This window comes from Plantibacter sp. CFBP 8775, assembly GCF_014839505.1.
Classification (GTDB): domain Bacteria; phylum Actinomycetota; class Actinomycetes; order Actinomycetales; family Microbacteriaceae; genus Plantibacter; species Plantibacter auratus.
In genome coordinates this window covers 1,563,117-1,589,868 of sequence record NZ_JACYNV010000002.1, presented here as the reverse complement: position 1 = coordinate 1,589,868, position 26,752 = coordinate 1,563,117, and the positions used below count along the sequence as shown (strand labels likewise).

The following is a 26,752-nucleotide window of genomic DNA, read 5'->3' as shown; positions in this document are numbered from 1 at the left end:
CCGACTGTATCGGCGGTGAGGCTGGGCTCGGTGTCAATCGTGACCTGCCCCTTTTGCCCAATCGACCGAACTGGGTGAGGATAGGACTATGACTCACCCGGCCTCTGCCGAGGCATCGCACCACCCGACCGACTCAGCCACCCCGACTGGCCCCTCAGGATTCACCCTCTGGGCTGTCCTGCGCCGCGAGCCGGCGAGTGCGCTGCCGCTCGGCGAAGAGCATGTCTCCGAACTCGAAGCATCCATCGCGCTCGTCGAAGCCCAGGGCGTGACCCTGCGCGGCATCTACGACGTCTCCGGCCTCCGCGCCGACGCCGACCTCATGCTGTGGCTCCACGGCGACACCGCCGAGGGCCTGCAGGCCGGCCTCCGCGAGCTGCGCCGCACCGCCATCCTCGGTTCGCTGGCACCCACCTGGAACGCCATGGGCGTCCACCGCGACGCCGAGTTCAACCGGCAGCACGTCCCCGGGTTCCTCCGCGGCATCGAGCCGAAGGGCTGGCTCTGCCTGTACCCCTTCGTGCGCAGCTACGAGTGGTACCTCCTGCCGGAGGAGGAGCGTCGCAAGATGCTCGCCGAGCACGGCCGTCAGGGTGCGGCGTTCACGGGTGTGCTCGCCAACACCGTCGCCTCCTTCGCCCTCGGCGACTACGAGTGGCTCCTGCCGCTCGAGGCCGACGACGTCGTCGAACTCGTCGACCTCATGCGCGACCTGCGCAACACCGAAGCGCGCCGCCACGTGCGCGAAGAGGTGCCGTTCTTCACGGGCCGCCGTATCACGCCCGCCGAGGCATTGGAGGTGGTGCGCTGATGGCAGCCATGAACCTGGGGAGCACCGGAGCAGAGTCCCCCGAGCGCATCGTCCGCGGCGCGACCGACGCCGCAGCGGCCGGTCCTGAGCACGTCTCCGAGCCGACGGACTACGACGCCATCCTCCTCGCCGGCTTCGGCGGGCCTGAGGGCCAGGACGACGTCATCCCGTTCCTCCGCAACGTCACGCGCGGTCGCGGCATCCCCGAGGAGCGTCTCGAAGAGGTCGCCCACCACTACCGTCACTTCGGCGGCGTCAGCCCGATCAACGACCAGAACCGTGCGCTCAAGGCGGCCCTGGAGCTCGAACTCGCCTCCCGCGGCATCGACCTCCCGGTCCTCTGGGGCAACCGCAACTGGGACCCGTACCTGCGCGACGCGCTGACCGAGGCGCACGAGCGCGGCTTCACGAAGCTCATCGCGATCGCCACGAGCGCCTACTCCTCGTACTCGAGCTGCCGGCAGTACCGCGAGGACTTCGCGATCGCCGTCGACGAGACGAACCTCCAGGGCGAGATCCAGATCGACAAGGTGCGTCAGTTCTTCGACCACCCCGGCTTCGTGACCCCGTTCATCGACGGTGTCCGTGAGGCGATCGCCGAGTACCTGCGCGAGCAGCCCGATCTCTCCGCCGAGACGGAGATCGAGGTGCTCTTCGCGACGCACTCGATCCCCACCGGCGACGCCGCGCGCTCCGGCCCCGATTTCCGCGGCTTCGGCGACCACGGCGCGTACGAGGCCCAGCACCTCGCGGTGGCCGAGGTCGTCATGGCGAACGCCATCGACCAGCTCCGTGAGGCCGGTGTCCTCGGCGGCGCGGTCGGCAGCGGTGTCTCGGTGCCGTGGCAGCTCGTCTACCAGTCCCGTTCGGGTCCGCCCAGCATGCCGTGGCTCGAGCCCGACATCAACGACGCGATCGCCGAGCTGCCCGCCGCCGGCCGCAAGGCGATCGTCATCGTGCCGCTCGGCTTCGTGAGCGACCACATGGAGGTCATGTGGGACCTCGACAACGAGGCCATCGAGACGGCCGGTGAACACGGTCTGGCCGCCGTACGCGTCCCGACGCCGGGCACCGCCGCCGCCTACGTCAAGGGACTCGTCGACCTCGTCCTCGAGCGCCGCGACGGCACGCCCGTCGAGGAACGACCGCACATGACCGACCTCGGCCCCTGGTACGACGTCTGCCGCCCCGGGTGCTGCGAGAACGCCCGGCTGGGCTTCAAACCGGCGTTCTCGGGGATCGCCCCATGACCCTTCGCATCGGAACCCGCGGCAGCGCCCTGGCGCTGGCGCAGACCGGTCATGTGGCCGACGCCCTCACGGCGGCCACCGGTGAGGACGTCGAGATCGTCACCGTCACGACGCAGGGCGACACGAGTCGCGAGTCGCTCTCGACCATCGGCGGGACGGGTGTGTTCGTCAACGCGCTCCGCGACGCCCTGCTCGACGGCGCCTGCGATCTCGTCGTGCACTCCTTGAAGGACCTGCCGACGGCTCCGGCCGAGGGCTTCACGATCGCCGCCATGCCGATGCGCGAGGATCCGCGCGACGCCCTGTGCGCCTCCGACGACCGCTCGCTCGACGACCTGCCGCAGGGTGCCAGGATCGGCACCGGCTCACCGCGACGGATCGCCCAGCTGAAGCGCATCCGGCCCGACCTCGAGGTCGTCGACATCCGCGGCAACATCGACACCCGCCTGCGCCGCATCGACGACGACCTCGACGCCGTCGTCCTCGCGGCCGCCGGTCTCACCCGCCTCGGACGCCTCGACGCCGTCACCGGGCTCTTCGACCTCGACACCTGGCCGACCGCGCCGGGGCAGGGGGCGCTCGCGATCGAGTGCCTCGACGACGACGAATCGTCCATCGCCGGTTCCATCGCGTTGCTCGACCACGCGCCGAGCCGCTGGCAGGCGACGGCGGAGCGGGCCGTGCTCCGTCGACTCGAGGCCGGTTGCTCGGCCCCCGTCGGTGCCGCAGCCTGGCTCGACGACGAGGACCTCGTGCTGCAGGCCGCCGTCTACTCGCTCGACGGCACCGAGATGATCCACCGGGAGAGCCGCGCGGAGGGGTTCTCCGGCGACGGACACGGACGGGAGCTGCTGCAAGCGGCCGACGCGCTCGGTGTCTCGCTCGCGGACGAGCTCATCGAGGCCGGCGCAGCCGACCTCGCCCCGCTGGGAGGCGCTGCGTGAAGGACTGGACGAAGTCGAACACCGTTCCCACCGCCACCAAGCCGCTCGGCGGGTGGCGCGTCCTCGTGCCGCGCGGCGGTCCGTGGGGCGACTCGGTCGCCGGGACGGTCCGTGGCAAGGGCGGGTCGCCTGTCGTCGCCCCGATGATCAACTTCGCCAGCACCGACGACCCGGAGACCCTCGGGGCCGCGCTCGCGGCGCTCGAGGCTGGCGAGTTCGACTGGCTGACCGTGACGAGCGCGACCACGGTCGACGTGCTGTCCTCGCAGCGGATCCGGATCCCCGAGACGACGAGGGTCGCCGCCGTCGGCGAGACGACCGCTGCCGCGCTCACCGCCGTCGGCTACAGCGTCGACCTCGTGCCGGCGAAGGACAACTCCGCCAAGGGCATGGTGCAGGAGCTCACGGCGCTCGAACCGCACCCGAAGCGCATCCTCACGCTCCGCTCGGCCATCGCCAAGCCGCTCCTCACGGAGGGCCTGATCGCCGCCGGACACGACGTCCAGTCCGTCGTGGCCTACCGCACGGTCGGTGTCCCGGTGGCAGAGAAGATCGTCGCCGACGTCGCCAGCGGCCGGGTGCGTGCCATCCTCGTCACCTCGGGCAGCGTGGCGGAGCAGGTCCGTTCGCAGTTCCCCGAGATCCCCGAGAGCACCGTCATCGCCGCGATCGGACCCCGCACGGCTCGTGACGCCCGAGGCTACGGGCTCCGGGTCGACGTCGTGGCGGAGCAGCAGACGGTCGACTCGCTGATCGAGGCGATCGTGTCCGTGGCGCTCAGCCGGAACCGCGACGAGGACGCCGGCGACGGGATCCGCTGACCGGCTTCACGCCCTGCGCGAACCGGGAGGGCGCGTCGGCAGCGGCGCGTAGGCTGGACGGGTGAGCATTCCCGAGACCCGTCCCCGTCGTCTCCGGCAGCAGCCGGCCATCCGTCGCCTCGTCAGCGAGACGAGACTCGACCCGGCGGAGCTGGTGCTTCCCATGTTCGTGCGGGAGGGCGTCTCCGAGCCGGTCGAGATCTCCTCGATGCCGGGTGTCCGGCAGCACACCGTCGACAGCGCCAAGCGGGCCGCGGCTGAGGCGGCTGCGGCCGGCATCGGTGGGGTCATGCTGTTCGGCGTCCCGGCCGAGCGCGACGCCGTGGGTTCCGGCGCGACCGACCCCGACGGCATCCTCAACGTCGCGACCCGTGCGCTCGTCGCCGAGGTGGGCGACGCCCTGGTCGTGCAGACCGACCTCTGCCTCGACGAGTTCACCGACCACGGACACTGCGGTGTCCTCGACGACCGCGGGCGCGTCGACAACGACCGCACGCTCGACCGCTACCGCGACATGGCGCTGGCCCAGGCCGAGTCCGGCTCTGCCCTCCTCGGCCTCTCGGGCATGATGGACGGCCAGGTCGCCGCCGTCCGCGAGACGCTCGACGCCGCCGGGTTCGACGACACGATCATCCTCGCCTACTCGGCGAAGTTCGCGTCCGCGCTCTACGGCCCCTTCCGCGAGGCCGTCGACTCGCAGCTGCAGGGCGACCGCCGTACCTACCAGCTCGACCCCGCCAACCGCCGTGAGGGCCTGCGCGAGGCGCTCATCGACGAGGCCGAGGGCGCCGACATCGTCATGGTGAAGCCCGCAGGGAGCTTCCTCGACGTCCTGGCCGACGTGGCGGACACGGTGTCGATCCCGGTCTGGGCGTACCAGGTGTCCGGCGAGTACGCGATGATCGAGGCCGCCGCCCGGCAGGGCTGGATCGACCGCCGACGCGCGATCGAGGAGTCGGTGCTGTCCATCAAGCGCGCCGGAGCCGAGGTCGTCCTGAGCTACTGGGCCGTCGAACTCGCCGGTTGGTTGGATGAGGCGCGCGGTCTGCGTGCAGGAGGAACCCGATGAACGACGCAGCATTCGCCAGAGCCCAGCGGTCGATCCCCGGTGGGGTGAACTCGCCCGTCCGTGCCTTCCGCTCCGTCGGCGGCACGCCGCGGTTCATGGTGTCCGCGACCGGACCCTACATCACCGACTCCGAGGGCGTGCAGTACGTCGACCTCGTGAGCGCGTGGGGCCCCGCGCTCCTCGGACACGCGCACCCGCAGGTCGTCGAGGCCGTGCAGGCCGCTGCGGCCCGCGGCCTCTCCTTCGGCGCGTCCACCCCGGCCGAGACCGAGCTCGCAGAGCTCGTCAAGGAGCGCGTCCAGGCGTCCGGTGTCGCGCCGATCGAGAAGCTGCGCATGGTCTCCACCGGCACTGAGGCGACCATGACGGCCATCCGCCTCGCGCGCGGTGCCACCGGTCGCAGCCTCATCGTGAAGTTCGCCGGGCACTACCACGGCCACTCCGACGGCCTGCTCGCTGAAGCGGGGTCGGGCGTCGCGACCCTCGCCCTGCCGGGGTCCGCCGGGGTCACCGCCGAGACGGCCGCCCAGACGATCGTCGTCCCGTACAACGACCGGGCGGCGCTCCGCGAGGTCTTCGCCGAGCGCGGCCAGGACATCGCCGCGATCATCATGGAGGCGGCCTCCGCCAACATGGGCGTCGTCCCGCCGGCTCCCGGGTTCAACGCGAGCGTCGTGAAGCTCGCGCACGAGTACGGCTCGCTGGTCATCATCGACGAGGTGCTCACCGGGTTCCGCGTCTCCTCCGCCGGTTGGTGGGGGCTCGACAACCGCGGACTCGCCGCCGTCGCGCCGGGCACGGAGCCCGTCCCGGGCGCAGAGGCCTGGGAGGCCGGCAACCACGCCGTCGCGAACTCGACCGGCGCCATCAGCATCCCCGTCGGCGTGTACCAGCCCGACCTCTTCACCTTCGGCAAGGTCATCGGCGGTGGCATGCCCCTCGCTGCGCTGGGTGGGCGCGCCGAGCTCATGGACCTGCTCGCACCGACCGGCCCGGTCTACCAGGCCGGCACACTCTCGGGGAACCCGGTGGCCCTCGCCGCCGGCATCGAGACGCTGCGCCTGGCCGACCAGGACGTCTACCGTCGGGTCGACGCGGCGGCCGCGATCGTGTCCGAGGCGACCTCGAACGCGCTCACGGAGGCCGGGGTCGCGCACACCGTGCAGCGCGCCGGGAACCTGTTCTCCTTCGCCTTCAGCGAGACGGCACCGACCGATTACGCCGCGGTCCTGCGGCAGGACGCCTTCCGCTACCCGGCCTTCTTCCACCGCATGCTCGACGCTGGGGTGTCGCTCCCGCCGAGCGTGTACGAGGCCTGGTTCGTCTCCGCGGCGCACGATGACGAGGCGATCGGGCGCATCGTCGACGCCCTGCCCGCGGCGGCCCGAGCGGCTGCGGCGGCCATCCGCTGAGTCGGACGGTCGCCCCGCCGCCGACGTCGGACGCTGCACAGGGCATGCGTTACCGCTTTGTGAACTTCCGGCAACGCGAACGTCGGCGGGGGTTGGCAGACTAGAGGCATGGCCTCCTTGCGTCTGCACCCCGACCGACTGGAGATCGAGCTGTCCGCGTATGACAAAGCGCTCTCGCTGCGTCGGAGCAACGTCGTCGTGCCCCGGTCGAGCATCCGTTCCGCCACCATCACCGACGACCCGTGGATCTGGGTCCGGGGCATCCGTGCGCCGGGCACCGCGATCCCGTTGACGCTCGCCATCGGCCAGTGGAAGTTCCACGGTGGCATGGACTTCCTGGTCATCAAGGGCACCAAACCGTCGGTCGTCATCGATCTCGAAGACGCGGAGTACTCGCGGCTCATCATCACGACCCGTCGCAGTGCCGAGCTCATCGCGGCCCTCGACCTGCACTAGGACGAGCTGCCACACTCACGGCGGTCTCGGCCGGATCCGGATCGTCGGCGAGGACGCGGTGTCCTCGCATCCTGGCGCTGATCAGGGCCGTGCGCAATCATTTGCCTCGAACAGGGCACAAAACGACGTCTGACCGGTATTCTGGGCCCGCTCGAACCTCCGTAGATCCGCCTGTTCGAAAGGACCACAGCCATGTCGACTCCTCCTCCCGGTGAATACCCCGGCCAGCCGCCGCAGGCTCCCCAGGCGCCGCAGCCCCCGAAGGACCAGTACGGCGCGGCTCCCGCGTATTCCGGCGGCGCAGCTCCCAGCGGCGACGCGACCGCCGGAAAGACGCTCGGCATCGTCGGCCTGATCCTCGCCTTCCTCGCCCCGCCGATCGGCCTCATCCTCAGCATCGTCGCCCTGGTGCAGTCGAAGAACGCGGGTGTCAAGAACACGCTGGCGAAGGTCGGCCTCATCCTGTCGATCGTCTTCATCGTCATCGCGATCATCGCGACCATCGCGGGTATCGCGATCGGTGCTGCGGCGTTCAACGAGGCGTGCGCCTCCCTCGGGAGCGGTGTCCACACCGACGGCACGACCACCATCACCTGCCCGTAACCCGGTGACATCCGGTCGATTGGGGAGTTGTCCCCATCGCCTGTCGGGTACCTAACCCACTACTGTTGGCTCGCGCCCGTGGCGCATCTACCATCCTCGAGAGGAACCATCATGACCAACGCACCCCAGTACAACGCCCCGCAGCAGCCGGGCGGCGCCCTGCCCGCCGACTACCCGGGCAAGACGCTCGGCCTCGTCGGCCTCATCCTCGCGATCGTCGTGCCGCTCGTCGGCCTGATCATCAGCCTCGTCGCGCAGAAGCAGTCGAAGGACGCCGGCTACCCGAACCAGCTCGCGAAGATCGGTGTCATCATCGGCATCATCCTCGTCGTGCTCGGCATCATCGGCGGCATCTTCTACGCCGTCGCGCTCGGCTCGGTCATGTCGACCGCCGGCTACTGAGTCTCAGCAGTTCCGTCGGCAGCGGCCGGTCGCCTTCGGGCACCGGCCGCTGTCGCGTTCCTGCGTTCATAACTCAGGAGCGTGCCGGTGTGTCGGCATCGAGCGGTGTGACCAGTGGCGCGACATACCGGGTCCGTCCTGAGTTGTGAACACGGTGACGACTCACCTCTGGCTGTTCGCAACTCAGGAGCGTGCCGGTGTGTCGGCCGTCAGCGACGCGACCTGGGGCGCGACATGCCAGGGCCGTCCTGAGTTGTGAACGCGGGATCAGGCGCGGACGTCGACGACGATCCGGCCGTGGACCGAGCCTGCGAGGACCCGTTCCGCCGCATCCGTCGCCTCGGCGAGGGAGACCGTCTCGGTCAGCGTGTCGAGGACGTCGAGGTCGAGCGCGGTGGTCACGCGCTCCCAGGCGGCCTGCCGCAGGGGGAGCGGTGCCTCGACGGAGTTCACGCCCGCGAGCGTGACCCCGCGGAGGATGAACGGCATGACCGACGTCGGGAGATCGGACCCGCCGGCGAGCCCACAGGCGGCGACCGTCCCGCCGTACTCGACCTGCGACAGGACCGTCGCGAGCGTCTGACCGCCGACGGAGTCGACGGCTCCCGCCCAGCGCTGGCTGCCGAGCGGCCGGCCGGCCTCGGCGAACTCGGCACGGTCGACGATCGACGCCGCGCCGAGCCGCCGCAGGGCGTCACCCAGCTCGTCGACCCGCCCGGTCGAGGCGGCGACCTCGAAGCCGGCGGCGGCAAGCAGTGCGATCGCGATGCTTCCGACCCCGCCGCCGGCTCCCGTGACGAGCACGGGGAGCCCGCCGACACGGACGGCGCCGGAGGTCGCGCTGCCGTGCTCGAGCGCGAGCACGGCGAGGGCCGCGGTGTACCCGGCGGTGCCGATCGCGGCGGCCTGTGCGCTGGAGACGTGGTCGGGGACGCGGACGAGCGCGTCGGACCGCACCTTCGCGCGCTCGGAGAGCCCGCCGTACCGGGTCTCGCTCAGGCCGTCACCGAACAGGGCCACGCGGTTGCCGGCCGTCCACGCGGGATCACTCGACGCTGCGACGACGCCGACGAGGTCGATGCCCGCGACCATCGGGAACGACCGCACGACGCCCGGCTTCCCCGTGAGGACGAGGGCGTCCTTGTAGTTGATGCTCGAGTACTCGACGTCGACGGTGACGGCGGCGTCGGGCAGCGAAGTGTCGGGGAGGTCGCGGAGATCGACCGTCCGGGTGGGCTTGCCACCCTCGTGCTCGACCTGCTCGACGAGGTATGCGCGGCCCATGGTGCTCCTGTCTCCGGTGCGGTGACCGGTCGGTGGCTGTCCGTCGAGCCTACGCCTCCCCGCCGAGGGGCTGCCTGGCTCGAGCCAGCGCGCGCACCCTGCCTAGGTGACGTCGCGGCGCCAGGTCGTGGCGTAGCCGATGAGCGCGACGACGACCCCGATACCGAGGAGGACGAGTCCGCCCTGCCACCAGGTCAGCGCGTCCTGCTGAGCGGACATCATCGAGTAGAAGCTCGGTCCGACGAGCGCGTCCGTCGCGGCACCCGGCAGGAACCGGCCGATGGACGCGGTGACCTCGGAGAACGAGGAGGCGAGGCGCAGCAGCGGCTCGACGAACTGCGTGAAGGCCAGCACGACGATGATCGCGCCCACCTGGCTCGGCAGCACCGCCCCGAGACCGACGCCGATCGCACCCCACAGGGCCATCGCGAGCACCGCACGACCGATGAGCGCCCAGGTGTCGGGGTCGGTCAGCAGCGGATCGATGCCGCTGATGGCCAGGGCGCCGCCGCCGAGACCGACGGACGCGACAAGCGCGATCACGCCGTACAGTGCGCCGACCCCGGTCAGTGCCAGGACCTTGCCGACGAGGACGTGGCCGCGGTTCGGGTTCGCGAGGAACGTCGGCGTCAGGCTCTGATGCCGGAACTCGCCGGTCGTGGCGAGCGCACCGAGCAGGACTGGGAAGACGTACCCGATGCTCGTCGCGAAGCCGTAGATGAGACCGGGTTGGGTGAGCATCTCGCTCGTCGCCTGCGCCCCGGCCCCGCTGGACTCGGCCGCGCCCGGGATGTTGGCGAAGAGGAGCGCCGCCCCGGCCGCGGCGAAACCGACGTACACGAACAGGATGAGGGCGAGTCCCCACCACACGCGGGTGGTGAACACCTTGAGGAACTCGGAGCGGATGGCTGCCAGAAGTGAGGTCATGCGTGGTCCTCCCCACCGCTGACGAGCGCGAGGAACGAATCCTCGAGCCCTGATCGATGCCGCGACAACGCACTGAGCGGAATGCCGGCGGCGAGCGCGACCCGGCCGATGTCGATCGCCTCCACATCGTGCACGACGAGCCCCGAGCGGGCCTGGTCGAAGGTGTACCCCGCGGCGGTCAGCGCCGTGGCGAGCCGCTCGTGCTCCGGGGAGTTCACGACGACGCGGAGGGTGTCGGCGGCGTCGAGGCTCGCGAGCGTGCCCACGTGCGCGAGCCGCCCCTTCGCGATGATCACGACCTCGTCGACGGACTGCTGCACCTCGCTGAGCAGGTGCGAGCTGATGAGGACGGTCCGACCTTCGGCCGCGAGTGCGGTGAGGAAGCCGCGGATCCACTTGATCCCCTCGGGGTCGAGCCCGTTGATCGGTTCGTCGAGGACGAGCACACCGGGGTCGCCGAGGAGCGCGGTCGCGAGGCCGAGCCGTTGTCGCATGCCGAGTGAATATCCGGCGACGCGTCGGTCGGCGACCTCGAGCAGGCCGACCTGCGCGAGCACGACGTCCACCCGGCTCGCCGGCAGACGCGCTGCCGAGGCGTGCACGCGCAGGTGGTTGCGGGCGGTGCGGCCGGGGACGAAGCTCGCCGCCTCGAGAGCCGCTCCGACGGTCGCTGCTGGGACCGGCAGCTTGGCGTAGGGGACACCGCCGAAGGTCGCCCTCCCCGACGTCGGTTGCACGAGGCCGAGCAGCATGCGCAGGGTCGTCGTCTTCCCGGCTCCGTTCGGGCCGAGGAAGCCGGTGACCTTGCCCGGTTCCACGTGGAACGTCAGGTCGTCGACCGCCTGCACCGCCCCGAAGGATTTCGAGAGTCCGTCGAACTCGATCGTCACGCCAGCGGTCATCCGGTGCCTCCCCAGGGGCGCGGCCGGATCCGCGCCTCGTCCTGCAACGCTATCGGGGCCGACACCCATCGCGCATCGGCCGCTCGGGGGAGATCCCGGCGAGGGCGCCGATGGCCCCGTCTCAGGAGATGCCCGGCGTGGCGGGCGCGCCTTGGTGCGACGCGCCGCACCTCTCCTGAGACAGGGACGGTGGAGCCGAGGAGGAGGGTCGGCGGCTACAGCCCGAGCGAGTCGAGCGACGCGCGGACGGCGGCGGCCGAGTCGGCGAACTGCTGTTCCTCGCGCGGCGACATCGCGACCTCGACCACCGAGCGCACGCCCGAGCGGTCGACGATGCTCGGCACCGACAGGGCGACCCCGCTGACGCCGTGGTACCCGTCGAGCACGGTGCTCACCGGCAGGATCGCGTGCTCGTCGCCGAGGATGGCCTCGACGATCCGTGCCCCGGAGAGCCCGATCGCGTAGTTCGTCGCGCCCTTGCCCTCGATGACGCGATAGGCGGCCGTGCGGACGTCGGTCGCGATCTCGTCGAGCTGCTGCTCCGTGAAGCGCGATCCGTCGGGTAGCTCCCAGTCGAGGATCGGGACGGGGCCGATGGTCGCCTGCGACCACAGCGGCAGTTCGCTGTCGCCGTGCTCGCCGACGATGAGTGCGTGCACCGCCGAGGTCGCGACACCCGCGCGCTCAGCGAGCAACCAGCGCAGCCGGGAGGTGTCGAGGACGGTGCCGGAGGAGAAGACGCGTTCGCGCGGCAGCCCCGTGATCTGCTGGGCCGCGACCGTGAGGACGTCGCACGGGTTCGTGACGAGCATGTAGACGGCGTCCGGTGCGTGCTCGACGAGTTTCGGGAGGAGCTGTTCGAGGATGCGGATGTTCGTTCCAGCGAGGTCGAGTCGGGTCTGGCCGGGTTCCTGCTTTGCGCCGGCCGTGATCACGACGACGTCCGCATCGGCGACGACCGAGATGTCGTCACCGCCCGTGATGCTGCTGGAACCGGTGAACTGCGTCCCATGGGCGAGGTCGAGGACCTCGGCCGAGGCCCGCTTGCCGTCGATGTCGTAGAGCGCCACCCGCCGGGCGCTGCCGCGGATGAGCGAGGCGTAGGCGAGGGACGAACCGACGCTCCCCGCCCCGATGATGGCCAGTTTCGACTTCGTGCGAGCACCCATGGCTCCATCTTGGCAGGGGCGGATGTGCGCGGTCAGGGCGCGGCACGACGGGTGTCGGTTTATCTCGATGTCGAGGTATCCGCCCTTCGACAGGCTCAGGGACCGAATCGTCCCTTCGGCACTTCGACAAGCTCAGTGACCGGACCGCCGCACCTTCCGGTCACTGAGCCGCACCCGTCGGTCACTGAGCCGCACCCTATCGGTCACTGAGCCGCACCCTATCGGTCACTGAGCCTGTCGAAGTGCCTCAGCCAACCACCGGTTCCGCGACTCGATGAGCCGTCGCAGGTGCCCGGTGAGCGCGACGTGTTCGGCCACGACGCCGAGCGGACCGAACGGCGCCGAGAACGTGACGTCGTCGAGCATGATGGTCCGCGCCGTCCCCATCGGGCGCTCGAGCGGTTCGAAGAGGTGGACGTGGCGGAACGTCCGGAACGGACCGGACACCTGTTCATCGGTGAACCGGTGGGGTTCCTCGAACGCGGTGATCCGACTCGTCATCGTCCACGGCACACCGAAGTGCTTCGCCCGCCAGGTGACGGTCTCACCGAGGCCGATCAGCCCGGAGGTCACGCCGCCGACCGCCCGTTCACCGGTGTCCGCCATCGAGCCGAGGTGGGCGTCGATCGACCGCGAGAGGTCGAAGGCCTGCTGCATCGTCCCGGCGAGCTCGGTACGGAGGCGGAAGTGGGCGGTCATGACGGTGGCGGATCAGGCGGGCTGGCCGGTGCGAGCATCGGTGGAGACGTCGGCCCCGGTGTGCACGGCGCATCGCGGGCCGCCGTCGGGCCCGTCCGCGTGCGCCTCGCACACGACCAACTGCGTCTTGCAGGAGGGGTCCGCGCAGTTCTGCAGGTGCTTGGTCGACGCGTCGCAGACGACACAGTGCCCGATGACGGCCGCGTGATCGCTGAACTCGAGCGAGCCCCGCTTGTCGAACACGTACAGGGATCCCTCCCACAGGCCGTCGTCGCCGAACTGCTCGCCGTACCGGACGATGCCGCCGTCGAGCTGGTACACCTCGCCGAAGCCGCGAGAGCGCATGAGGCCCGAGAGCACCTCGCAGCGGATGCCGCCCGTGCAGTAGGTGACGACCGGCTTGTCCTTGAGGTGGTCGTACTTGCCGCTGTCGAGTTCGGCGACGAAGTCCCGGGTGGTCGCGACGTCGGGGACGACCGCGCCGGCGAACCGCCCGATCTCGGCCTCGAACGCGTTCCGGCCGTCGAAGAACACGACGTCGTCGCCGCGCTCCGCGACGAGCTCGTGCAGTTCCGTCGGCTGCAGGTGCACCCCGCCGCCGGAGACGCCGTGCTCGTCCACCACGAGCTCACCGGGGGCGCCGAAGGACACGATCTCCTCGCGCACCTTCACGCTGAGCTTCGGGAAGTCGCTACTCCGACGCCAGGGCGCTGGCCGGTGCCTGGCCGTGCGGACGGGGTCGTCCTCGTCGAAGCCGGAGCCGTCGCTCCACTTCACGTCGAGGTCGCGGAACGCGGGGTGCTCCTTCGTCTTCCGGACGTAGAGCTTGCAGGCGTCGAGCTCGCCGCCGACTGTGCCGTTGATGCCGTCCTTCGAGATGAGGATGCGGCCACGGAGACCGAGCGACTCGCAGAGGTCGCGCTGCCACAGCCGGATCGCCTCCGGGTCCGCCAGGGGAGCGAACGCGTAGTACAGGAGGATCTTCGGGTCGGCCACCGCTCAATCGTACGCGGCGCCGACCGCGGATCGTCGGGCCGGCCCAGCGGACACGGACGTTCCGGTCCCTCGCTTGTCGAAGGGCCACAACCGCCGCCGTCCACGAAGGCGCCAGGCCTAGGGTGGACGCAGACCTCGAAGGAGATGGCTATGCGCACTGCAGTGATCGTCGACGCGATCCGGACACCGTCCGGCCGGGGCAAACCGGGCGGTGCGCTGAACGCCGTGCACCCGACGGACCTCCTCGCCGGCACGATCCGTGCGCTCGTGGAGCGGACTGGCATCGATCCCGCGGTCATCGAGGACGTCTACGCCGGCTGCGTCACCCAGTCCGGCGAGCAGGGGCAGAACATCGCGCGGAACGCGGCGCTCGCCGCAGGCCTCCCGCAGGAGACCCCCGGCACCACCATCGACCGGCAGTGCGGCTCCAGCCAGCAGGCCACCACCTTCGCCGCGCAGAGCATCATGTCGGCGGGTGACGACGTCGTCATCGCCTGCGGTGTCGAGTCGATGAGTCGGGCGCCGATGGGGTCCAACGTGCAGGGCGCAGACCCGTTCGGGTCCGCCCTCCGAGCCCGCTTCCCCGAGGGCCTCGTCGGCCAGGGCGTCTCCGCCGAACTCATCGCCGCCCGCTGGAACCTCAGCCGCGACGAACTCGACGCCTTCGCCGCCCGCTCCCACGAGCGCGCAGCATCGACCTGGGCGTCCGGCGGCTTCGACGGCGAGGTCGTCGCCGTCACCCTCCCGGACGGCTCCGTCGTCACGACCGACGAGACGGTCCGAGCCGGAACGACCCCCGAGGCGCTCGCCGGACTCCCCGCCGTCTTCCGCGACGAGCGGCTCGCGGCGCGCTTCCCGGAGATCGCCTGGCGGATCACCCCGGGGAACGCCTCGCCTCTCACCGACGGCGCGTCCGCAGCGCTCATCATGAGCGAGGTCCGGGCGCTCGAGCTGGGGCTCACGCCGCGTGCGCGTTTCGTCTCCTTCGCCGCGGTCGGGAGCGACCCGATCGAGATGCTCACCGGGATACTGCCCGCCACCCGCCGCATCCTCGAGCGCAGCGGGCTCGACATAGACGACATCGACGCGTTCGAGGTCAACGAGGCGTTCGCGTCCGTCCCGCTCGCGTGGCAACGCGAGTTCGGGGTGGACGACGACCGGCTCAACCCGCGTGGCGGGGCGATCGCCCTCGGGCATCCGCTCGGCGCCTCCGGGACGAAGCTCCTCGCCACCCTCCTCGGCCAGCTCGAGGCGACCGGCGGCCGGTACGGTCTGCAGACGATGTGCGAGGGCGGCGGCATGGCCAACGCGACGATCATCGAGCGCCTCTGATGGGCGCGCCCACCACGTGAAGGGAACCACGACATGGATGTGACCGGGAGTTCGGCGATCGTCACCGGCGGCGCCTCGGGACTCGGATTCGCGACCGCGACGCGGCTGGCGGGCGCCGGTGCGCGCGTCGTGCTCGTCGACCTCCCCGGTTCACCCGGGGCGGAGCGGGCCGAGGAGCTCGGCGGGTTCGCGACCTTCGTGCCCGCCGACGTCACCGACGGCGAGCAGGTGCAGGCGGCGGTCGAAGCGGCGGTGGCCCGTGGACCGCTGCGGGTCGTCGTGAACTGCGCCGGCATCGCACCACCGGCGAAGGTGCTCGGCCGCGACGGCCCGGCGGACCTCGGGGCCTTCGAACGCGTCCTGCGCGTCAACGTCCTCGGCACCTTCAACGTCATCCGGCTGACCGCCGACGCGATGCAGCACAACGATCCGGACGGCGATCCCGTCGACGGCGCCGGGGACCGCGGCGTCATCATCAACACCGCGTCCGTCGCCGCCTTCGACGGACAGATCGGCCAGCCCGCCTACGCCGCGTCCAAGGGCGCGGTGCACTCGATGACGCTGCCGATCGCCCGCGAGCTGGCGCGCTTCGGGATCCGGGTCGTGACGATCGCGCCCGGCATCATGGAGACGCCCATGCTCGCCGGGCTGCCCGAAGCGGCGCAGGAGTCGCTCGGGCACCAGGTGCCCTACCCGGCGCGCCTCGGCCGTCCCGACGAGTACGCCTCGCTCGCCCTGCACATCGTCGAGAACGGCTACCTCAACGGTGAGACGATCCGCCTCGACGGCGCGATCCGGATGGCGCCGAAATGACCGGCTCTCCGATGCCGACGAACCCATCCACCGACCAGGGAGCCACTCCGTGACCAGCGACGACACCATCCTTTTCGAGGTGAGCGACGGCCTCGCGCACCTCACGCTCAACCGGCCCGCGAGCCTCAACGCGATCGACGACCGTGCGGCCAGACGGTGGCGCGACCTCGCCCTGGAGATCGCGGAGCGCGACGACATCCGGGCGGTCCTGTTCGACGCCAACGGACCGGCGTTCTGCGCGGGCGGCGACGTCCTCGCGATGTCGCGGATGGGTGACGGCAGCGCAGGATCGACGGGCGCCTTCGTCACCGAACTCGCCGACATCATCCACGAGGGCCACCGGACCCTGCAGTCGGTCGTGAAGCCGATCGTCGCCGCCGTCCAGGGGGCTGTCGCGGGCGGCGGACTGGGGTTCATGCTCGTCGCCGACGTGATCATCGCGTCCGACCGGGCGAAGTTCGTCAGCAAGTACGCCGACATCGGCCTCACGCCCGACTGCGGCGTGAGCACCCTGCTGCCCGAGGCGGTCGGCATGCGTCGGGCGCTCGAACTCACCCTCGGCCCGCGGATGCTGAGCGCCGAGGAGGCACTCGACTGGGGGCTCGTGACCGAGGTGGTCCCCGCCGAGCGGCTCGACGCCCGCGCCCGCGAGGTGGCCGCGTTCTGGTTGACCGGAGCCACGGCCGCGTTCGGTCAGGCGAGGCGACTGCTGCGCGAGAGTGTCGGCCGCGGCTACCAGGACGCCCTCGACGACGAAGCCCGCACGATCGGTGCGGCGATCGAGACGCCCGAGTCGGTCGCGCGCGTCGCAGCGTTCGCCGCCGCGTCGGCGAAGCGCGCCGCCGCGTCGACCACCACCACCACCCCGAAGGAGCCCACCGCATGACCACCCTCGCCGGTAAGACCATCCTCATGTCGGGCGGCAGCCGCGGTATCGGCCTCGCGATCGCCCTGCGTGCCGCCCGCGACGGCGCGAACGTCGCGATCCTCGCCAAGACCGACACCCCCGATCCACGCCTCGAGGGGACGATCCACACCGCAGCGGACGCGATCCGCGAGGCCGGTGGGCAGGCGCTCCCGATCCTCGGCGACGTCCGGAACGACGACGACATCACGCGGGCCGTGTTCGAGACGGCCGGTGAGTTCGGCGGCATCGACATCGTCGTCAACAACGCGAGCGTCATCAGCCTCGCGCGCACCCTCGACCTCGACGCGAAGCGGTACGACCTCATGCAGGACGTGAACGTGCGTGGCACGTTCATGCTGTCGCGGGCGGCCATCCCCATGCTGAAGGACGCGGAGAACCCGCACATCCTGTCGCTGTCACCGCCGCTCAACCTCGACCCGAAGTGGCTCGGCGCGCACACCGGCTACACGCTCGCGAAGTACGGCATGTCGATGGTGACGCTCGGTCTCGCTGCCGAGTTCGGACGCGACGGCATCGCCGCGAACACGCTCTGGCCGAAGACGACGATCAAGACGGCGGCGGTCGGCAACATCCTCGGCGGCGAGGCGCTCCTGGCGAAGAGTCGCACCCCGGAGATCTACGCCGACGCAGCCTACGAGGTTCTGACGGCGTCGGCGCGGGAGCTCACGGGTCGGTCGCTCATCGTGGAGGACGTCCTCGCGGAGGCCGGGGTCACGGACCTCGCGAAGTACTCACCGGGCGTCGACGAGTCGGAGCTCTACCCCGACATCTTCCTGTAGCGGACGGCTCGCCCTGTCCGCTGACGGCAGAACGTGTGCTCCCCGAGCCCGGCCGAGCCGCGCCTACAGTGAGAGCACGCGGTCACGGAGCCCGCGCCCGCAGCCGGAAGGAGTCGCCATGTTGTACCGCGAAGCCCTCGGCGCGGCCCTGCGCACGCGTCGACTCGAACAGGGGCGCACCCTGCAGGACGTCGCGACCGCCGCAGCCGTCTCGACGCCCTACCTGTCGGAGATCGAACGCGGCCGGAAGGACGCCTCCTCCGAGGTGGTGGTGACCATCGCCGACGCGCTCCGCACCCGCCTCGACGCGCTCATGTTCGACATCGCCGACCGCTTCGAGACCGCGGCGGCTCCGATCGTCGTCGAGTTGCCGCAGGCCGAGGACGCGCTCGCCGACGCGACGATCACCCCGTTGCGCCCCGCGGCCGACCCACAGCTGCTCGCCGCCTGACGCCGACCGTCGGCGATCGTCCGGACACGGTGCTGCGTCCCGTCCGGTGACGGCCAGCCGCTCGCTCGGCCCACCGCTCCCTCCCTCAGCCGCGGGCGAGTGCCTCGAGGGTCTCGTGGAGGAGCGGCTCGGCCGTCTCCCACGTCGTGTCCGCGTCCCAGGCACCGAGGTCGGTGACCTCGGTATGGCGGCCGGCCTGGTGCTTCGGCTCGGGATCACCCGGGAGCCGCAGCCGCTGGGTGAACCCTCCGGTCGTCCGGTCGAAGTCGAGCACGTGGAAGGCGACGTTCCGGTTCCAGTCCTCGGACGGCCACGAGATGAAGTTCACGCGCACCCGCTCCGCGGACAGCGGCCCCTCGGCGACGTAACTGCCGGGGTGGTCCTCGCCCGGCGACAGGATGCGGTACGCGCCGTTCGAGCAGTACAGCAGCAGGGCCGGCACGAACGGCTTCTCCGCGAACAGTTCGGTGTAGTGGAGCGCCTCGGCTCGGACCACGTCGCCGAACAGGTGGGGGGTCTGTGGTGCCCCAGGGGTGTGCATCGGCACGGTCGTCTCCTTCGGTTCGTCAGGGGTCGGTATGCGTGTCACTCTGGCCGTGGCCGCCGTATGCGCGGTGTACGCGGGCTGGGTGGATGCGGAGAACGAGGCTGGTATTCCACGACGCCAGGAGATCGGCGCGACAGCAGGACCGTTCCACACGAAATGTCCTGTTCCCGGGCGGTTCTCCTGCTGCGGCGCGACGGACCCGCGGGCGTAGGCTGGAGGATGCGACGCCCCGCAGCACACTCGGACGGGCCGCACCCGAAAGGAACACCCGTGATCCAGCACCACCTGCGCGTCCACCGCAGCGACGAGAACCTCGCCCGCGAAGGACAGCTCGCCTGGCAGCTCGCCCGCGTCGCGACCGATCCGGTGGAGGTGACGCCCGAGGTCGTCGACATGATCATCAACCGGGTGATCGACAACGCCGCCGTCGCAGCCGCCTCGCTCACGCGCCGGCCCGTCTCCTCGGCTCGCGCCCAGGCGCTCAGTCACCCCGTCAGCACCGGCGGCGACGGTGCCACCGTGTTCGGGCCCGACCTCGCCCGCCGCGTCTCCCCGGAATGGGCGGCCTGGGCCAACGGCGTCGCCGTGCGCGAGCTCGACTTCCACGACACCTTCCTCGCCGCCGAGTACTCGCACCCGGGCGACAACATCCCGCCCATCGTCGCGGTGGCCCAGCACGTCGGCTGCACGGGCGCCGACCTCGTCCGCGGGATCGCGACCGGCTACGAGATCCAGATCGACCTCGCGAAGGCGATCAGCCTGCACCGACACAAGATCGACCACGTCGCACACCTCGGCCCGAGCGCCGCGGCCGGCATCGGCACGATGCTCGGCCTCGACCAGGCCACCATCCACCAGGCGATCGGCCAGGCGCTCCACACCACGACGGCCACCCGCCAGTCGCGCAAGGGCGAGATCTCCACCTGGAAGGCGCACGCTCCCGCGTTCGCCGGCAAGATGGCGGTCGAGGCCGTCGACCGGGCGATGCGCGGCGAGACCAGCCCGTCGCCGATCTACGAGGGCGAGGACGGCGTGGTCGCCTGGCTGCTCGACGGCCCCGACGCCTCCTACGACGTCCCGTTGCCCGGCGCCGGTGAGCCGAAGCTCGCGATCCTCGACTCCTTCACGAAGGAGCACTCGGCGGAGTACCAGGCGCAGGCGTGGATCGACCTCGCCCGCAAGCTGCACCACGAGCACCCGGAAGTCCTCGCCCCCGGAGCCGTGGACCGGATCGTCCTCCACACCTCGCACCACACGCACTACGTCATCGGCTCCGGCGCGAACGACCCGCAGAAGTACGATCCGACGGCGTCGCGCGAGACGCTCGACCACTCCATCCCCTACATCGTCGCGGTGGCGTTGCAGGACGGCGCGTGGCACCACGTCGACTCCTACCGTCCCGAGCGCGCCACCCGCGCCGACACCGTCGAGCTGTGGCACCGGATCTCGACGGCGGAGGACGCTGAGTGGACGCGCCGCTACCACTCGCTCGACCCGGCCGAGCAGGCGTTCGGTGGCCGCATCGAGATCACGCTCACGGACGGGTCGACCATCGTCGACGAGATCGCCGTCGCCGACGCCCACCCGCTCGGCGCCCGGCCGTTCGCGCGCGCCGACTACGTCCACAAGTTCCGCACGCTCGCCGCCGACGTCCTCGACCCGGAGGAGATCGAGCGTTTCCTCGCGCTCGCCGAACGCCTCCCGGAGCTCGACGCCGACGAGGTCAGGCAGCTGACCATCCAGGCCGCCTCCGGGGTCCTCGCCTCGGCACCCCACCCGACCGGCCTGTTCTGATGCCGGCCGACCTCCAGAAGGGACTGTGCTGATGCTGTACAGCCAGACCACGCCGGCAGAGAAGCGTCGGCTGTTCCGCGAGCGACTCGCCACCGGTGAGCTGCTGCGCTTCCCGGGCGCGTTCAACCCGCTCTCGGCGAGGCTCATCGAGCAGAAGGGCTTCGACGGCGTCTACATCTCCGGAGCGGTGCTCTCCGCCGACCTCGGGCTGCCCGACATCGGACTGACGACCCTCACCGAGGTCGCCGGTCGCGCCAAGCAGATCGCCCGGATGACCGAGCTGCCCGCGATCGTCGACGCCGACACCGGCTTCGGGGAGCCCATGAACGTCGCGCGCACCGTCCAGGAGATCGAGGACGCCGGGCTCGCCGGGCTCCACATCGAGGACCAGGTCAACCCGAAGCGCTGCGGCCACCTCGACGGCAAGCAGGTCGTCGACACCTCCACCGCGCTCGGCCGGATCCGTGCCGCCGTGGACGCCCGGCGCGATGCGAACCTACTCATCATGGCGCGCACCGACATCGCCGCCGTCGACGGGCTCGACGCCGCGATCGACCGGGCCAAGCAGCTCGTCGACGCCGGAGCCGACGCGATCTTCCCCGAGGCGATGCGGTCGCTCGAGGAGTTCGCCGCCGTCCGCGACGCGGTGGACGTGCCGATCCTCGCCAACATGACGGAGTTCGGCAAGAGCGAGCTGTTCACGAGTCAGCAACTCGCCGATGTGGGCGTGAACATCGTCATCTGGCCGGTGTCGCTCCTCCGCATCGCGATGGGCGCCGCGGGTCGCGCGCTCGACACGCTGAACGACGAGGGCTCGCTCACGAGCAAGCTCGGTGAGATGCAGCACCGCGCCGACCTCTACGAACTGATCGACTACGAGGGCTACAACCGCTTCGACACCTCGGTCTTCAACTTCACCATCGACCGGTAGGCGCCCCTCACCGGTGAACACCACCTGGGTCTCCGCTCCCCGAGCTTGTCGAGGGGCCAGCCGGGTGCCAAGCTCGACCGACGCGCGCAGGACGCGCGCAGGCAGTACGCAAAGGAGCAACGCATGACCGAAGCGACCAGCGACATCAAGAAGGGTCTCGCCGGCGTCGTCGTCGACGTGACGAGCGTCTCGAAGGTGAACCCGGAGACGAACTCCCTGCTCTACCGCGGGTATCCGGTCCAGGAGCTCGCCGAGCACTGCAGCTTCGAGCAGGTCGCGTACCTGCTCTGGAACGGCGAACTGCCCACGGACGCCGAACTCGCTGCGTTCACGGCGTCGGAGCGAGGCCAGCGCGCGCTCGACGACAACGTCAAGGCGGCCATCGACCTCCTCCCGACCGAGAGTCACCCGATGGACGCCCTCCGCACGGCCGTCAGCGTGATCGGCGCGAACGACCCGACCGCCGAGACGAACACCCCCGAGGCCAACGCGGTCAAGGCCGCGAGCCTGTACGCGAAGCTGCCGGCGATCGTCGCCTACGACCAGCGCCGCCGCCACGGCCTCGAGCTCGTCCCGCCGCGCGACGACCTCGGCTACAGCGCCAACTTCCTCTTCATGACCTTCGGTGAAGAAGCCGATCCGGTCGTCGTCGACGCGTTCGACGTCTCGATGATCCTCTACGCGGAGCACTCCTTCAACGCGTCGACCTTCACCGCCCGGGTCATCACCTCGACCCTCAGCGACCTGTACTCGGCGGTCACCGGCGCGATCGGCGCGCTCAAGGGCGCCTTGCACGGTGGGGCGAACGAAGCCGTCATGCACGTCTTCGACGAGATCGGGACGGCTGACCAGGCCAGCGCGTGGCTCGACGCGGCGCTCGCCGAGAAGCGCAAGATCATGGGCTTCGGACACCGGGTCTACAAGAGCGGCGACTCGCGCGTGCCGACGATGCTGAAGGCGTTGGAGCGGCTCGCCGAGCACTACGGCAAGCCCGAGATCCTCGAGTTGTACACGACGCTCGAAGCGGACATGGTCGCACGGAAGAACATCAAGCCGAACCTCGACTACCCCTCGGGCCCGGCGTACAACCTGATCGGGTTCGACACGGTCACGTTCACGCCGCTGTTCGTCGCCGCTCGGATCGTCGGATGGACGGCGCACATCGCCGAGCAGCTCGCGTCGAACGCGCTCATCCGTCCGCTGTCCGAGTACATCGGGCCGGACGAGCGGCACGTGCCGACCGACTGAGGGGCGAGTTCTCCACAGATTCGGCGGCAGTCCCCACGGCGATATTCCAGATGAGTAGCCTCGGTCCTCGTGACTGCTCTGATCCGTGCTCCGCGCTCCCTGCTCCTACGATCCACGCTCTCGGCCCTGGCCGCTGCGACCATCTTGCTCACCGCGGTGGGACTCCCGGTTCCGGCGTCCGCCGCTGCGCCTGTCGGGTCCATCGCGGATCCGCAGGAGCACGACGACGGACCCGGTGACGCGTTCGACACCGGGGACGTCCCCCTCGCGCCGGACGCCGTGGCCCCTTCGGCAGGCACCTCGAGGGTGATCGGCAAGCTCGTCCTGCAGAACCGTTCCAGCGGATCGTCGGCGTACGTCGGGCTCTCCGCGCCGGAGTCGGGTCGCAACGTCCAGCGGCTGTACTCGTCCTCGGTGGGCGGAGCAGCGTCGCTCGCGGGAACGTATTCCCTCCCTGCCGTCGGTGCGGCCGGGCCGATCACCGGCACGGGAACCTCCTCGACGCTCTGCCTGACGCCCGCGGGCGACGGCTCCCGGGCGCTCGTCACAGCCCGGACGTGCACGGGGTCCCCGTCGCAGGACTTCGAGTGGCGGTACGTCTCGAGCAAGTGGGTGGCGGGCTACGCCCTGTACCCGGTGTCGAATCCGTACTCCTTGGGCGGGACCGACACCGATGCCTTCGTCGAGCTCACGATGGACGCGCTCACCGATGTCGTCGTTGAGTCGCAGCTGGCCCCGATCGAGCCGTTCGAACTGCGGACCCCGGCGATCGGCGCCACGGTGGATACACCGACCCCCACGTTCAGCGGTATCGGGCAGCCCGGATCGTCCGTCTCGATCCGCACCGACGCGCAGGCCCTGCTCGCGAGCACCAGCATCCCCCTGGACTCGACGTCCTGGTCGGTTCCGTCGATCCAGCTCGAGCCCGGCCGCTACACGGGAACCGCGACCCAGAGCGGAACCGGGTCGGATGTCCAGGTGCGTTTCGACTTCACGGTCCCGGCGCCGCTCGCGCCCGGCGCCTCGATCCCCACGCCGACGCTCGCCCCTGGCCAGTCCGTGGAGGTGGAGGCGACGTTCAACGCCGATGCCGGTGGTCAGCGGATCGACGTCTACCACCCGGCGAACACGCGGATCACCGCGGTCGACCACCCGGCCTTCACGCTCGACTCGCTGGGCATCGGGGGTGTCTTGCCGGTCGGCGCGACCACGCTGAGGTTCACGCTGCGGGCGAACGACGACGCTCCCGTCGGCGAGGCCACGGGCGGCAAGGTCACCTACGGTTCCTCCCGCATCACGATCGCCGACTTCACGGCGAACATCGTCCGTGCGCCGGACGAGCCGATCGCCCCTCTGGTGGTCGAGTCGCCGAGGCGCGGCGAGACGATCACTGAGACGACCCCCGTGTTCAGTGGGACCGGCGAGCCGGGTTCGAGCATCGAGATCCGTGGCGCGTGGGGCGACGTCCTCGGCTCGGTGGAGCGGGTCGACGCGAGCGGTGCGTGGTCGATCACGTGGAACAAGAGCCTCCTCCCGAGCCGGTATGCCGGAGGCACCGTGAAGCAGTTCGTGGACGGGGTACCGATGCACACCTTCGTCTACGACTTCACCCTCGTGCAGCCGCAGCTCGTCGTGACATCGCCGACGTTCGGCGACACGATCACGGGCACTCGTCCGGTGTTCACCGGTACCGCGAACCCGGGGGCGCGGGTGCAGATCACGGGCGCGTGGGGCACCGATCTCGGCTCCGCGATCGCCGACCCGCGCACCGGGGAGTGGACCATCACCTGGCCGCGTGACTACCTCCCGGCGCGCTATTCCGGGGGCATCGTGACCGAGACGGTCGGCGGGAAGGTCATCGGCTCGACCGGGTACGACTTCACCCTCACCCGCTGATCCACCGGGCCGCCGACGCGACGAACCGTCATCGGCCCGGCGTGCGCGGGGCGTGAACATGGCGGTGTCATCTCAATGTTCGACTCAAATGTACCGTGCTGATATATCTGCTAACTTGATCCAGCTCGAGCGCGCCCGGTCGAGTGACCGTCTCGCTGTGGTGACGGCTTCGAGCGATCATCTGGTAAACGAAAGGTTGCTTCCTCCCCTCATGAAGCTCATGACATCTCTTCTCACACTCTGCATGCTGGCAGTCACCCCGGCCGGTGCCACGTGGGGCTCCGCCTCGGTCGGCGAGCCGACCTCGCCGGCTTCCACAGCTGCAACCCCGACCGCTGAGTCGGTCGACAGCGGAGCACCGCTCGCTGGCAAGTTCGTGTTGTGGCGTCCTGGGAGCGACGGCTACTACGGTCTCGCCCCAGGGGCCGAGGGCTCGCTTGTCGCCGCCACGGAGATCGGGGGAGTGACCCGGGCGGAGGCGCTCGACTCGGCAGCCGAGGCACTCTTTCCTGCGCTCGGGGCCACCGGCCCGATCCGAGTGGGCGAACGCTGCCTCGTGCCTGGTGTGCTGATCGGGGGAAGCCGCACCGTCGCCCTGGGCGATTGCTCGGCGGGAGACGTCTACGACGTCACGATGGACCACAGTGGGCGTATCGAGTTGGGCGACCGCGTCGTGAGCTCCATCAAATGGTCAGGCGGGGGGTATCCGACTCACCTGATCTTCGACGACGGGCCCACGTGGCTGGGGTACCAGTTGGACCTGACGCTCTACCTCGACCCGACGGTCTCCGTTCCGGTGCCCGCGGTGTCACGCGGGCAGGCGGCTGTCGTCGAAGCGACCTTCGGTGCGGACGCTGGAGGCCAGCGGATCGACATCGCCCCACCGGCCGGGACGACGATCACGGCGGTCGACGATCCGGCATTCTCGGTTTCGTCGAGCGGGCTGACCGGCACCCTTCCCGTCGGTTCCACCTCGTTGCGGTTCACCCTGACCGCCGACGAGGACGCACGACTCGGCGCTGCGCGGGGTGGGCGCATCACCTGGGGCGACCGACGCGTACAGATCGCTGAACTCCAGGCGTGGGTTGGCGAAGCGCCCGCCGTCAGCGTGCCAGACGTCGCGGTGATGCAGGGGGCGACGGTCGACGTGCCGCTAGCGTTCAACGAGACGGCGACCGGTGCGACGGAGATCGTGGTGCCGGCCGGGTTCGCGTCGGGGACGGCGACGGGCGGGTTCACCTGGGACGCGGCGCTGCCGGGGTTCCGTGGCACGGTGACGGGGACGAACCGGGACGTCGCGCTGACGTTGACGGCGAAGGCCGATGCGCCGGTCGGGGCGGCCGAGGGTCGGGTGACCCAGGCGGGTTCTGGCTTGAACCAGGTCTGGTCCGCCACGTTCGAGTCCGCTGCTCCGGCGCCCGTCGCGCCGCTGGTGGTGGAGTCGCCGAAGTCCGGCGACACGATCCGTGAGACGACCCCGGTGTTCCGGGGGACGGCGCAGCCGGGTTCGAGGATCGTGATCCGCGGGCTGTGGGGCGGGGTGCTCGGATCGGTTGAGGAGGTCGCCGCGAACGGTGCCTGGTCGATCACGTGGAACAAGGACCTGCTGCCGGGACGGTATGTCGGCGGCACGGTGGAGCAGTCCGTGGTCGGTGCTCCGACCCAGACCTTCGTCTACGACTTCACGATCGCAGCGTCGAGCGTCACTCCGTTGCTGGTCACGTCTCCGACGATCGGCGAGACGGTCACCGAGACGTCCCCGGTGTTCACCGGGACCGGCCAGCCTGGCGCGCGGATCGAGATCCGGGGTGCGTCCGGTGCCGTCCTCGGCGAGGTCGGAGAGGTCGACTCGAGTGGGGCGTGGTCGATCACCTGGAACAAGAGTCTGCTTCCGAACCGCTATGTCGGGGGAACGGTGAAGCAGTTCGTGGACGGGGCGGTGACGCACACGTTCGTCTACGACTTCACGATCGTCCAGCCCCGACTCGTCGTCACCTCGCCGAAAGTCGGCGACACCTTGGCCGGCACCAGGCCGGTGTTCACCGGTGTGGCGACCCCCGGAGCGCTGGTGCAGATCACCGGAGCCTGGGGCACCGACCTCGGCTCGGTGGTCGCGGACGCGCGTACGGGTGCCTGGACGATCACCTGGCCGCGCGACTACCTCCCGGCGCGGTACTTCGGCGGCACCGTGACCGAGACCGTCGGCGGCAAGGTCATCGCCTCGTCCGGGTACGACTTCACCCTCACCCAGTGAGCTGACCATCGGGCCGCCGGCCCGGTGTCACTGC

Annotated in this window: 26 protein-coding genes; 19 read left to right on the top strand and 7 right to left on the bottom strand. The window is 70.5% G+C overall.

The genetic code is table 11. The features are described from left to right. Positions 1 to 88 precede the first annotated feature (88 nt). The 9 genes from hemQ to IFR14_RS19830 all read left to right on the top strand — a co-directional run bounded on the left by hemQ (position 89) and on the right by IFR14_RS19830 (position 7,768). Positions 89 to 811, top strand: coding sequence for a hydrogen peroxide-dependent heme synthase (gene hemQ / locus IFR14_RS19870; protein ID WP_064294913.1), 723 nt, complete (start codon positions 89 to 91; stop codon positions 809 to 811). Next, positions 811 to 2,061: a ferrochelatase gene (locus IFR14_RS19865; protein WP_137244241.1), complete on the top strand. Its 1,251-nt coding sequence runs from the start codon at positions 811 to 813 to the stop codon at positions 2,059 to 2,061. The genes hemQ and IFR14_RS19865 overlap by 1 nt, the downstream gene beginning before the upstream one ends. Continuing rightward, positions 2,058 to 3,005: a hydroxymethylbilane synthase gene (gene hemC, locus IFR14_RS19860; RefSeq protein WP_064294911.1), complete on the top strand. Its 948-nt coding sequence runs from the start codon at positions 2,058 to 2,060 to the stop codon at positions 3,003 to 3,005. Before IFR14_RS19865 ends, hemC begins: the two co-directional genes overlap by 4 nt. Next, on the top strand, positions 3,002 to 3,826 hold the full coding sequence (locus tag IFR14_RS19855; RefSeq protein ID WP_079706361.1) for a uroporphyrinogen-III synthase: 825 nt from the start codon (positions 3,002 to 3,004) through the stop codon (positions 3,824 to 3,826). The genes hemC and IFR14_RS19855 overlap by 4 nt, the downstream gene beginning before the upstream one ends. A gap of 61 nt (positions 3,827 to 3,887) precedes the next feature. Next, positions 3,888 to 4,895, top strand: a complete 1,008-nt coding sequence (gene hemB / locus IFR14_RS19850; protein ID WP_086475190.1) for a porphobilinogen synthase — start codon at positions 3,888 to 3,890, stop codon at positions 4,893 to 4,895. Continuing rightward, positions 4,892 to 6,307: a glutamate-1-semialdehyde 2,1-aminomutase gene (hemL, locus tag IFR14_RS19845; RefSeq protein ID WP_191942045.1), complete on the top strand. Its 1,416-nt coding sequence runs from the start codon at positions 4,892 to 4,894 to the stop codon at positions 6,305 to 6,307. Before hemB ends, hemL begins: the two co-directional genes overlap by 4 nt. A gap of 108 nt (positions 6,308 to 6,415) precedes the next feature. Continuing rightward, a complete protein-coding gene (locus tag IFR14_RS19840) occupies positions 6,416 to 6,763 on the top strand; it encodes a hypothetical protein (RefSeq protein WP_064294907.1) in 348 nt (115 codons plus the stop codon). A gap of 192 nt (positions 6,764 to 6,955) precedes the next feature. Further along, entirely contained in the window at positions 6,956 to 7,366 is a 411-nt protein-coding gene (locus tag IFR14_RS19835; protein WP_138945552.1) for a DUF4190 domain-containing protein, read from the top strand. A gap of 111 nt (positions 7,367 to 7,477) precedes the next feature. Continuing rightward, the gene (locus IFR14_RS19830; protein WP_064294905.1) at positions 7,478 to 7,768 is read left to right on the top strand and encodes a hypothetical protein; all 291 of its coding nucleotides are present in this window, start codon (positions 7,478 to 7,480) and stop codon (positions 7,766 to 7,768) included. Positions 7,769 to 8,035: 267 nt separating this feature from the next. On the opposite strand, the gene IFR14_RS19825 is transcribed toward IFR14_RS19830, so the two are convergent. From IFR14_RS19825 to trhO, 6 genes are all read right to left on the bottom strand, one after another. Then, positions 8,036 to 9,052: an MDR family oxidoreductase gene (locus IFR14_RS19825; protein WP_191942044.1), complete on the bottom strand. Its 1,017-nt coding sequence runs from the start codon at positions 9,050 to 9,052 to the stop codon at positions 8,036 to 8,038. Positions 9,053 to 9,154: 102 nt separating this feature from the next. Further along, positions 9,155 to 9,979: an ABC transporter permease subunit gene (locus IFR14_RS19820; RefSeq protein WP_191942043.1), complete on the bottom strand. Its 825-nt coding sequence runs from the start codon at positions 9,977 to 9,979 to the stop codon at positions 9,155 to 9,157. Next, positions 9,976 to 10,881, bottom strand: coding sequence for an ATP-binding cassette domain-containing protein (locus IFR14_RS19815; RefSeq protein WP_137244235.1), 906 nt, complete (start codon positions 10,879 to 10,881; stop codon positions 9,976 to 9,978). Before IFR14_RS19815 ends, IFR14_RS19820 begins: the two co-directional genes overlap by 4 nt. A 215-nt stretch (positions 10,882 to 11,096) precedes the next feature. Then, the gene (locus IFR14_RS19810; protein ID WP_079706368.1) at positions 11,097 to 12,050 is read right to left on the bottom strand and encodes an L-lactate dehydrogenase; all 954 of its coding nucleotides are present in this window, start codon (positions 12,048 to 12,050) and stop codon (positions 11,097 to 11,099) included. Between the two features lie 225 nt (positions 12,051 to 12,275). Continuing rightward, positions 12,276 to 12,749, bottom strand: coding sequence for an SRPBCC family protein (locus IFR14_RS19805; protein ID WP_191942042.1), 474 nt, complete (start codon positions 12,747 to 12,749; stop codon positions 12,276 to 12,278). A 12-nt stretch (positions 12,750 to 12,761) separates the two neighbouring features. After that, positions 12,762 to 13,745 carry an oxygen-dependent tRNA uridine(34) hydroxylase TrhO gene (gene trhO, locus IFR14_RS19800; protein WP_191942041.1) on the bottom strand — a complete coding sequence of 328 codons (984 nt, stop codon included), beginning with the start codon at positions 13,743 to 13,745 and terminating at the stop codon, positions 12,762 to 12,764. Positions 13,746 to 13,895: 150 nt separating this feature from the next. Here trhO and IFR14_RS19795 point away from each other — a divergent pair, with 150 nt between their 5' ends. The 5 genes from IFR14_RS19795 to IFR14_RS19775 all read left to right on the top strand — a co-directional run bounded on the left by IFR14_RS19795 (position 13,896) and on the right by IFR14_RS19775 (position 18,048). Beyond that, positions 13,896 to 15,077, top strand: a complete 1,182-nt coding sequence (locus IFR14_RS19795; protein ID WP_191942040.1) for a thiolase family protein — start codon at positions 13,896 to 13,898, stop codon at positions 15,075 to 15,077. Positions 15,078 to 15,110: 33 nt separating this feature from the next. Continuing rightward, on the top strand, positions 15,111 to 15,890 hold the full coding sequence (locus IFR14_RS19790) for an SDR family NAD(P)-dependent oxidoreductase (protein WP_124767641.1): 780 nt from the start codon (positions 15,111 to 15,113) through the stop codon (positions 15,888 to 15,890). Between the two features lie 49 nt (positions 15,891 to 15,939). Next, positions 15,940 to 16,776, top strand: coding sequence for an enoyl-CoA hydratase-related protein (locus IFR14_RS19785; RefSeq protein WP_191942039.1), 837 nt, complete (start codon positions 15,940 to 15,942; stop codon positions 16,774 to 16,776). Next, a complete protein-coding gene (locus tag IFR14_RS19780) occupies positions 16,773 to 17,597 on the top strand; it encodes an SDR family oxidoreductase (protein ID WP_064294896.1) in 825 nt (274 codons plus the stop codon). The genes IFR14_RS19785 and IFR14_RS19780 overlap by 4 nt, the downstream gene beginning before the upstream one ends. Positions 17,598 to 17,715: 118 nt before the next feature. Beyond that, positions 17,716 to 18,048: a helix-turn-helix domain-containing protein gene (locus IFR14_RS19775; protein WP_137244229.1), complete on the top strand. Its 333-nt coding sequence runs from the start codon at positions 17,716 to 17,718 to the stop codon at positions 18,046 to 18,048. Between the two features lie 85 nt (positions 18,049 to 18,133). Here the strand turns inward: IFR14_RS19775 and IFR14_RS19770 are convergent, their stop codons facing one another. Further along, positions 18,134 to 18,595, bottom strand: coding sequence for a hypothetical protein (locus tag IFR14_RS19770; protein WP_137244228.1), 462 nt, complete (start codon positions 18,593 to 18,595; stop codon positions 18,134 to 18,136). A 270-nt stretch (positions 18,596 to 18,865) separates the two neighbouring features. On the opposite strand from IFR14_RS19770, the gene IFR14_RS19765 reads away from it, so the two are divergent. The 5 genes from IFR14_RS19765 (at position 18,866) to IFR14_RS19745 (ending at position 26,718) form a co-directional block, all read left to right on the top strand. Next, positions 18,866 to 20,389, top strand: coding sequence for an MmgE/PrpD family protein (locus IFR14_RS19765; RefSeq protein ID WP_342365756.1), 1,524 nt, complete (start codon positions 18,866 to 18,868; stop codon positions 20,387 to 20,389). Positions 20,390 to 20,420: 31 nt separating this feature from the next. After that, positions 20,421 to 21,320, top strand: coding sequence for a methylisocitrate lyase (gene prpB, locus IFR14_RS19760; protein WP_191942037.1), 900 nt, complete (start codon positions 20,421 to 20,423; stop codon positions 21,318 to 21,320). 123 nt (positions 21,321 to 21,443) lie between these two features. Further along, positions 21,444 to 22,568, top strand: coding sequence for a bifunctional 2-methylcitrate synthase/citrate synthase (locus tag IFR14_RS19755; RefSeq protein ID WP_191942036.1), 1,125 nt, complete (start codon positions 21,444 to 21,446; stop codon positions 22,566 to 22,568). Positions 22,569 to 22,637: 69 nt separating this feature from the next. Continuing rightward, a complete protein-coding gene (locus IFR14_RS19750) occupies positions 22,638 to 24,464 on the top strand; it encodes a hypothetical protein (RefSeq protein WP_191942035.1) in 1,827 nt (608 codons plus the stop codon). A gap of 244 nt (positions 24,465 to 24,708) precedes the next feature. Further along, positions 24,709 to 26,718, top strand: coding sequence for a hypothetical protein (locus IFR14_RS19745; protein WP_191942034.1), 2,010 nt, complete (start codon positions 24,709 to 24,711; stop codon positions 26,716 to 26,718). The last annotated feature ends 34 nt before the right edge of the window (positions 26,719 to 26,752 follow it).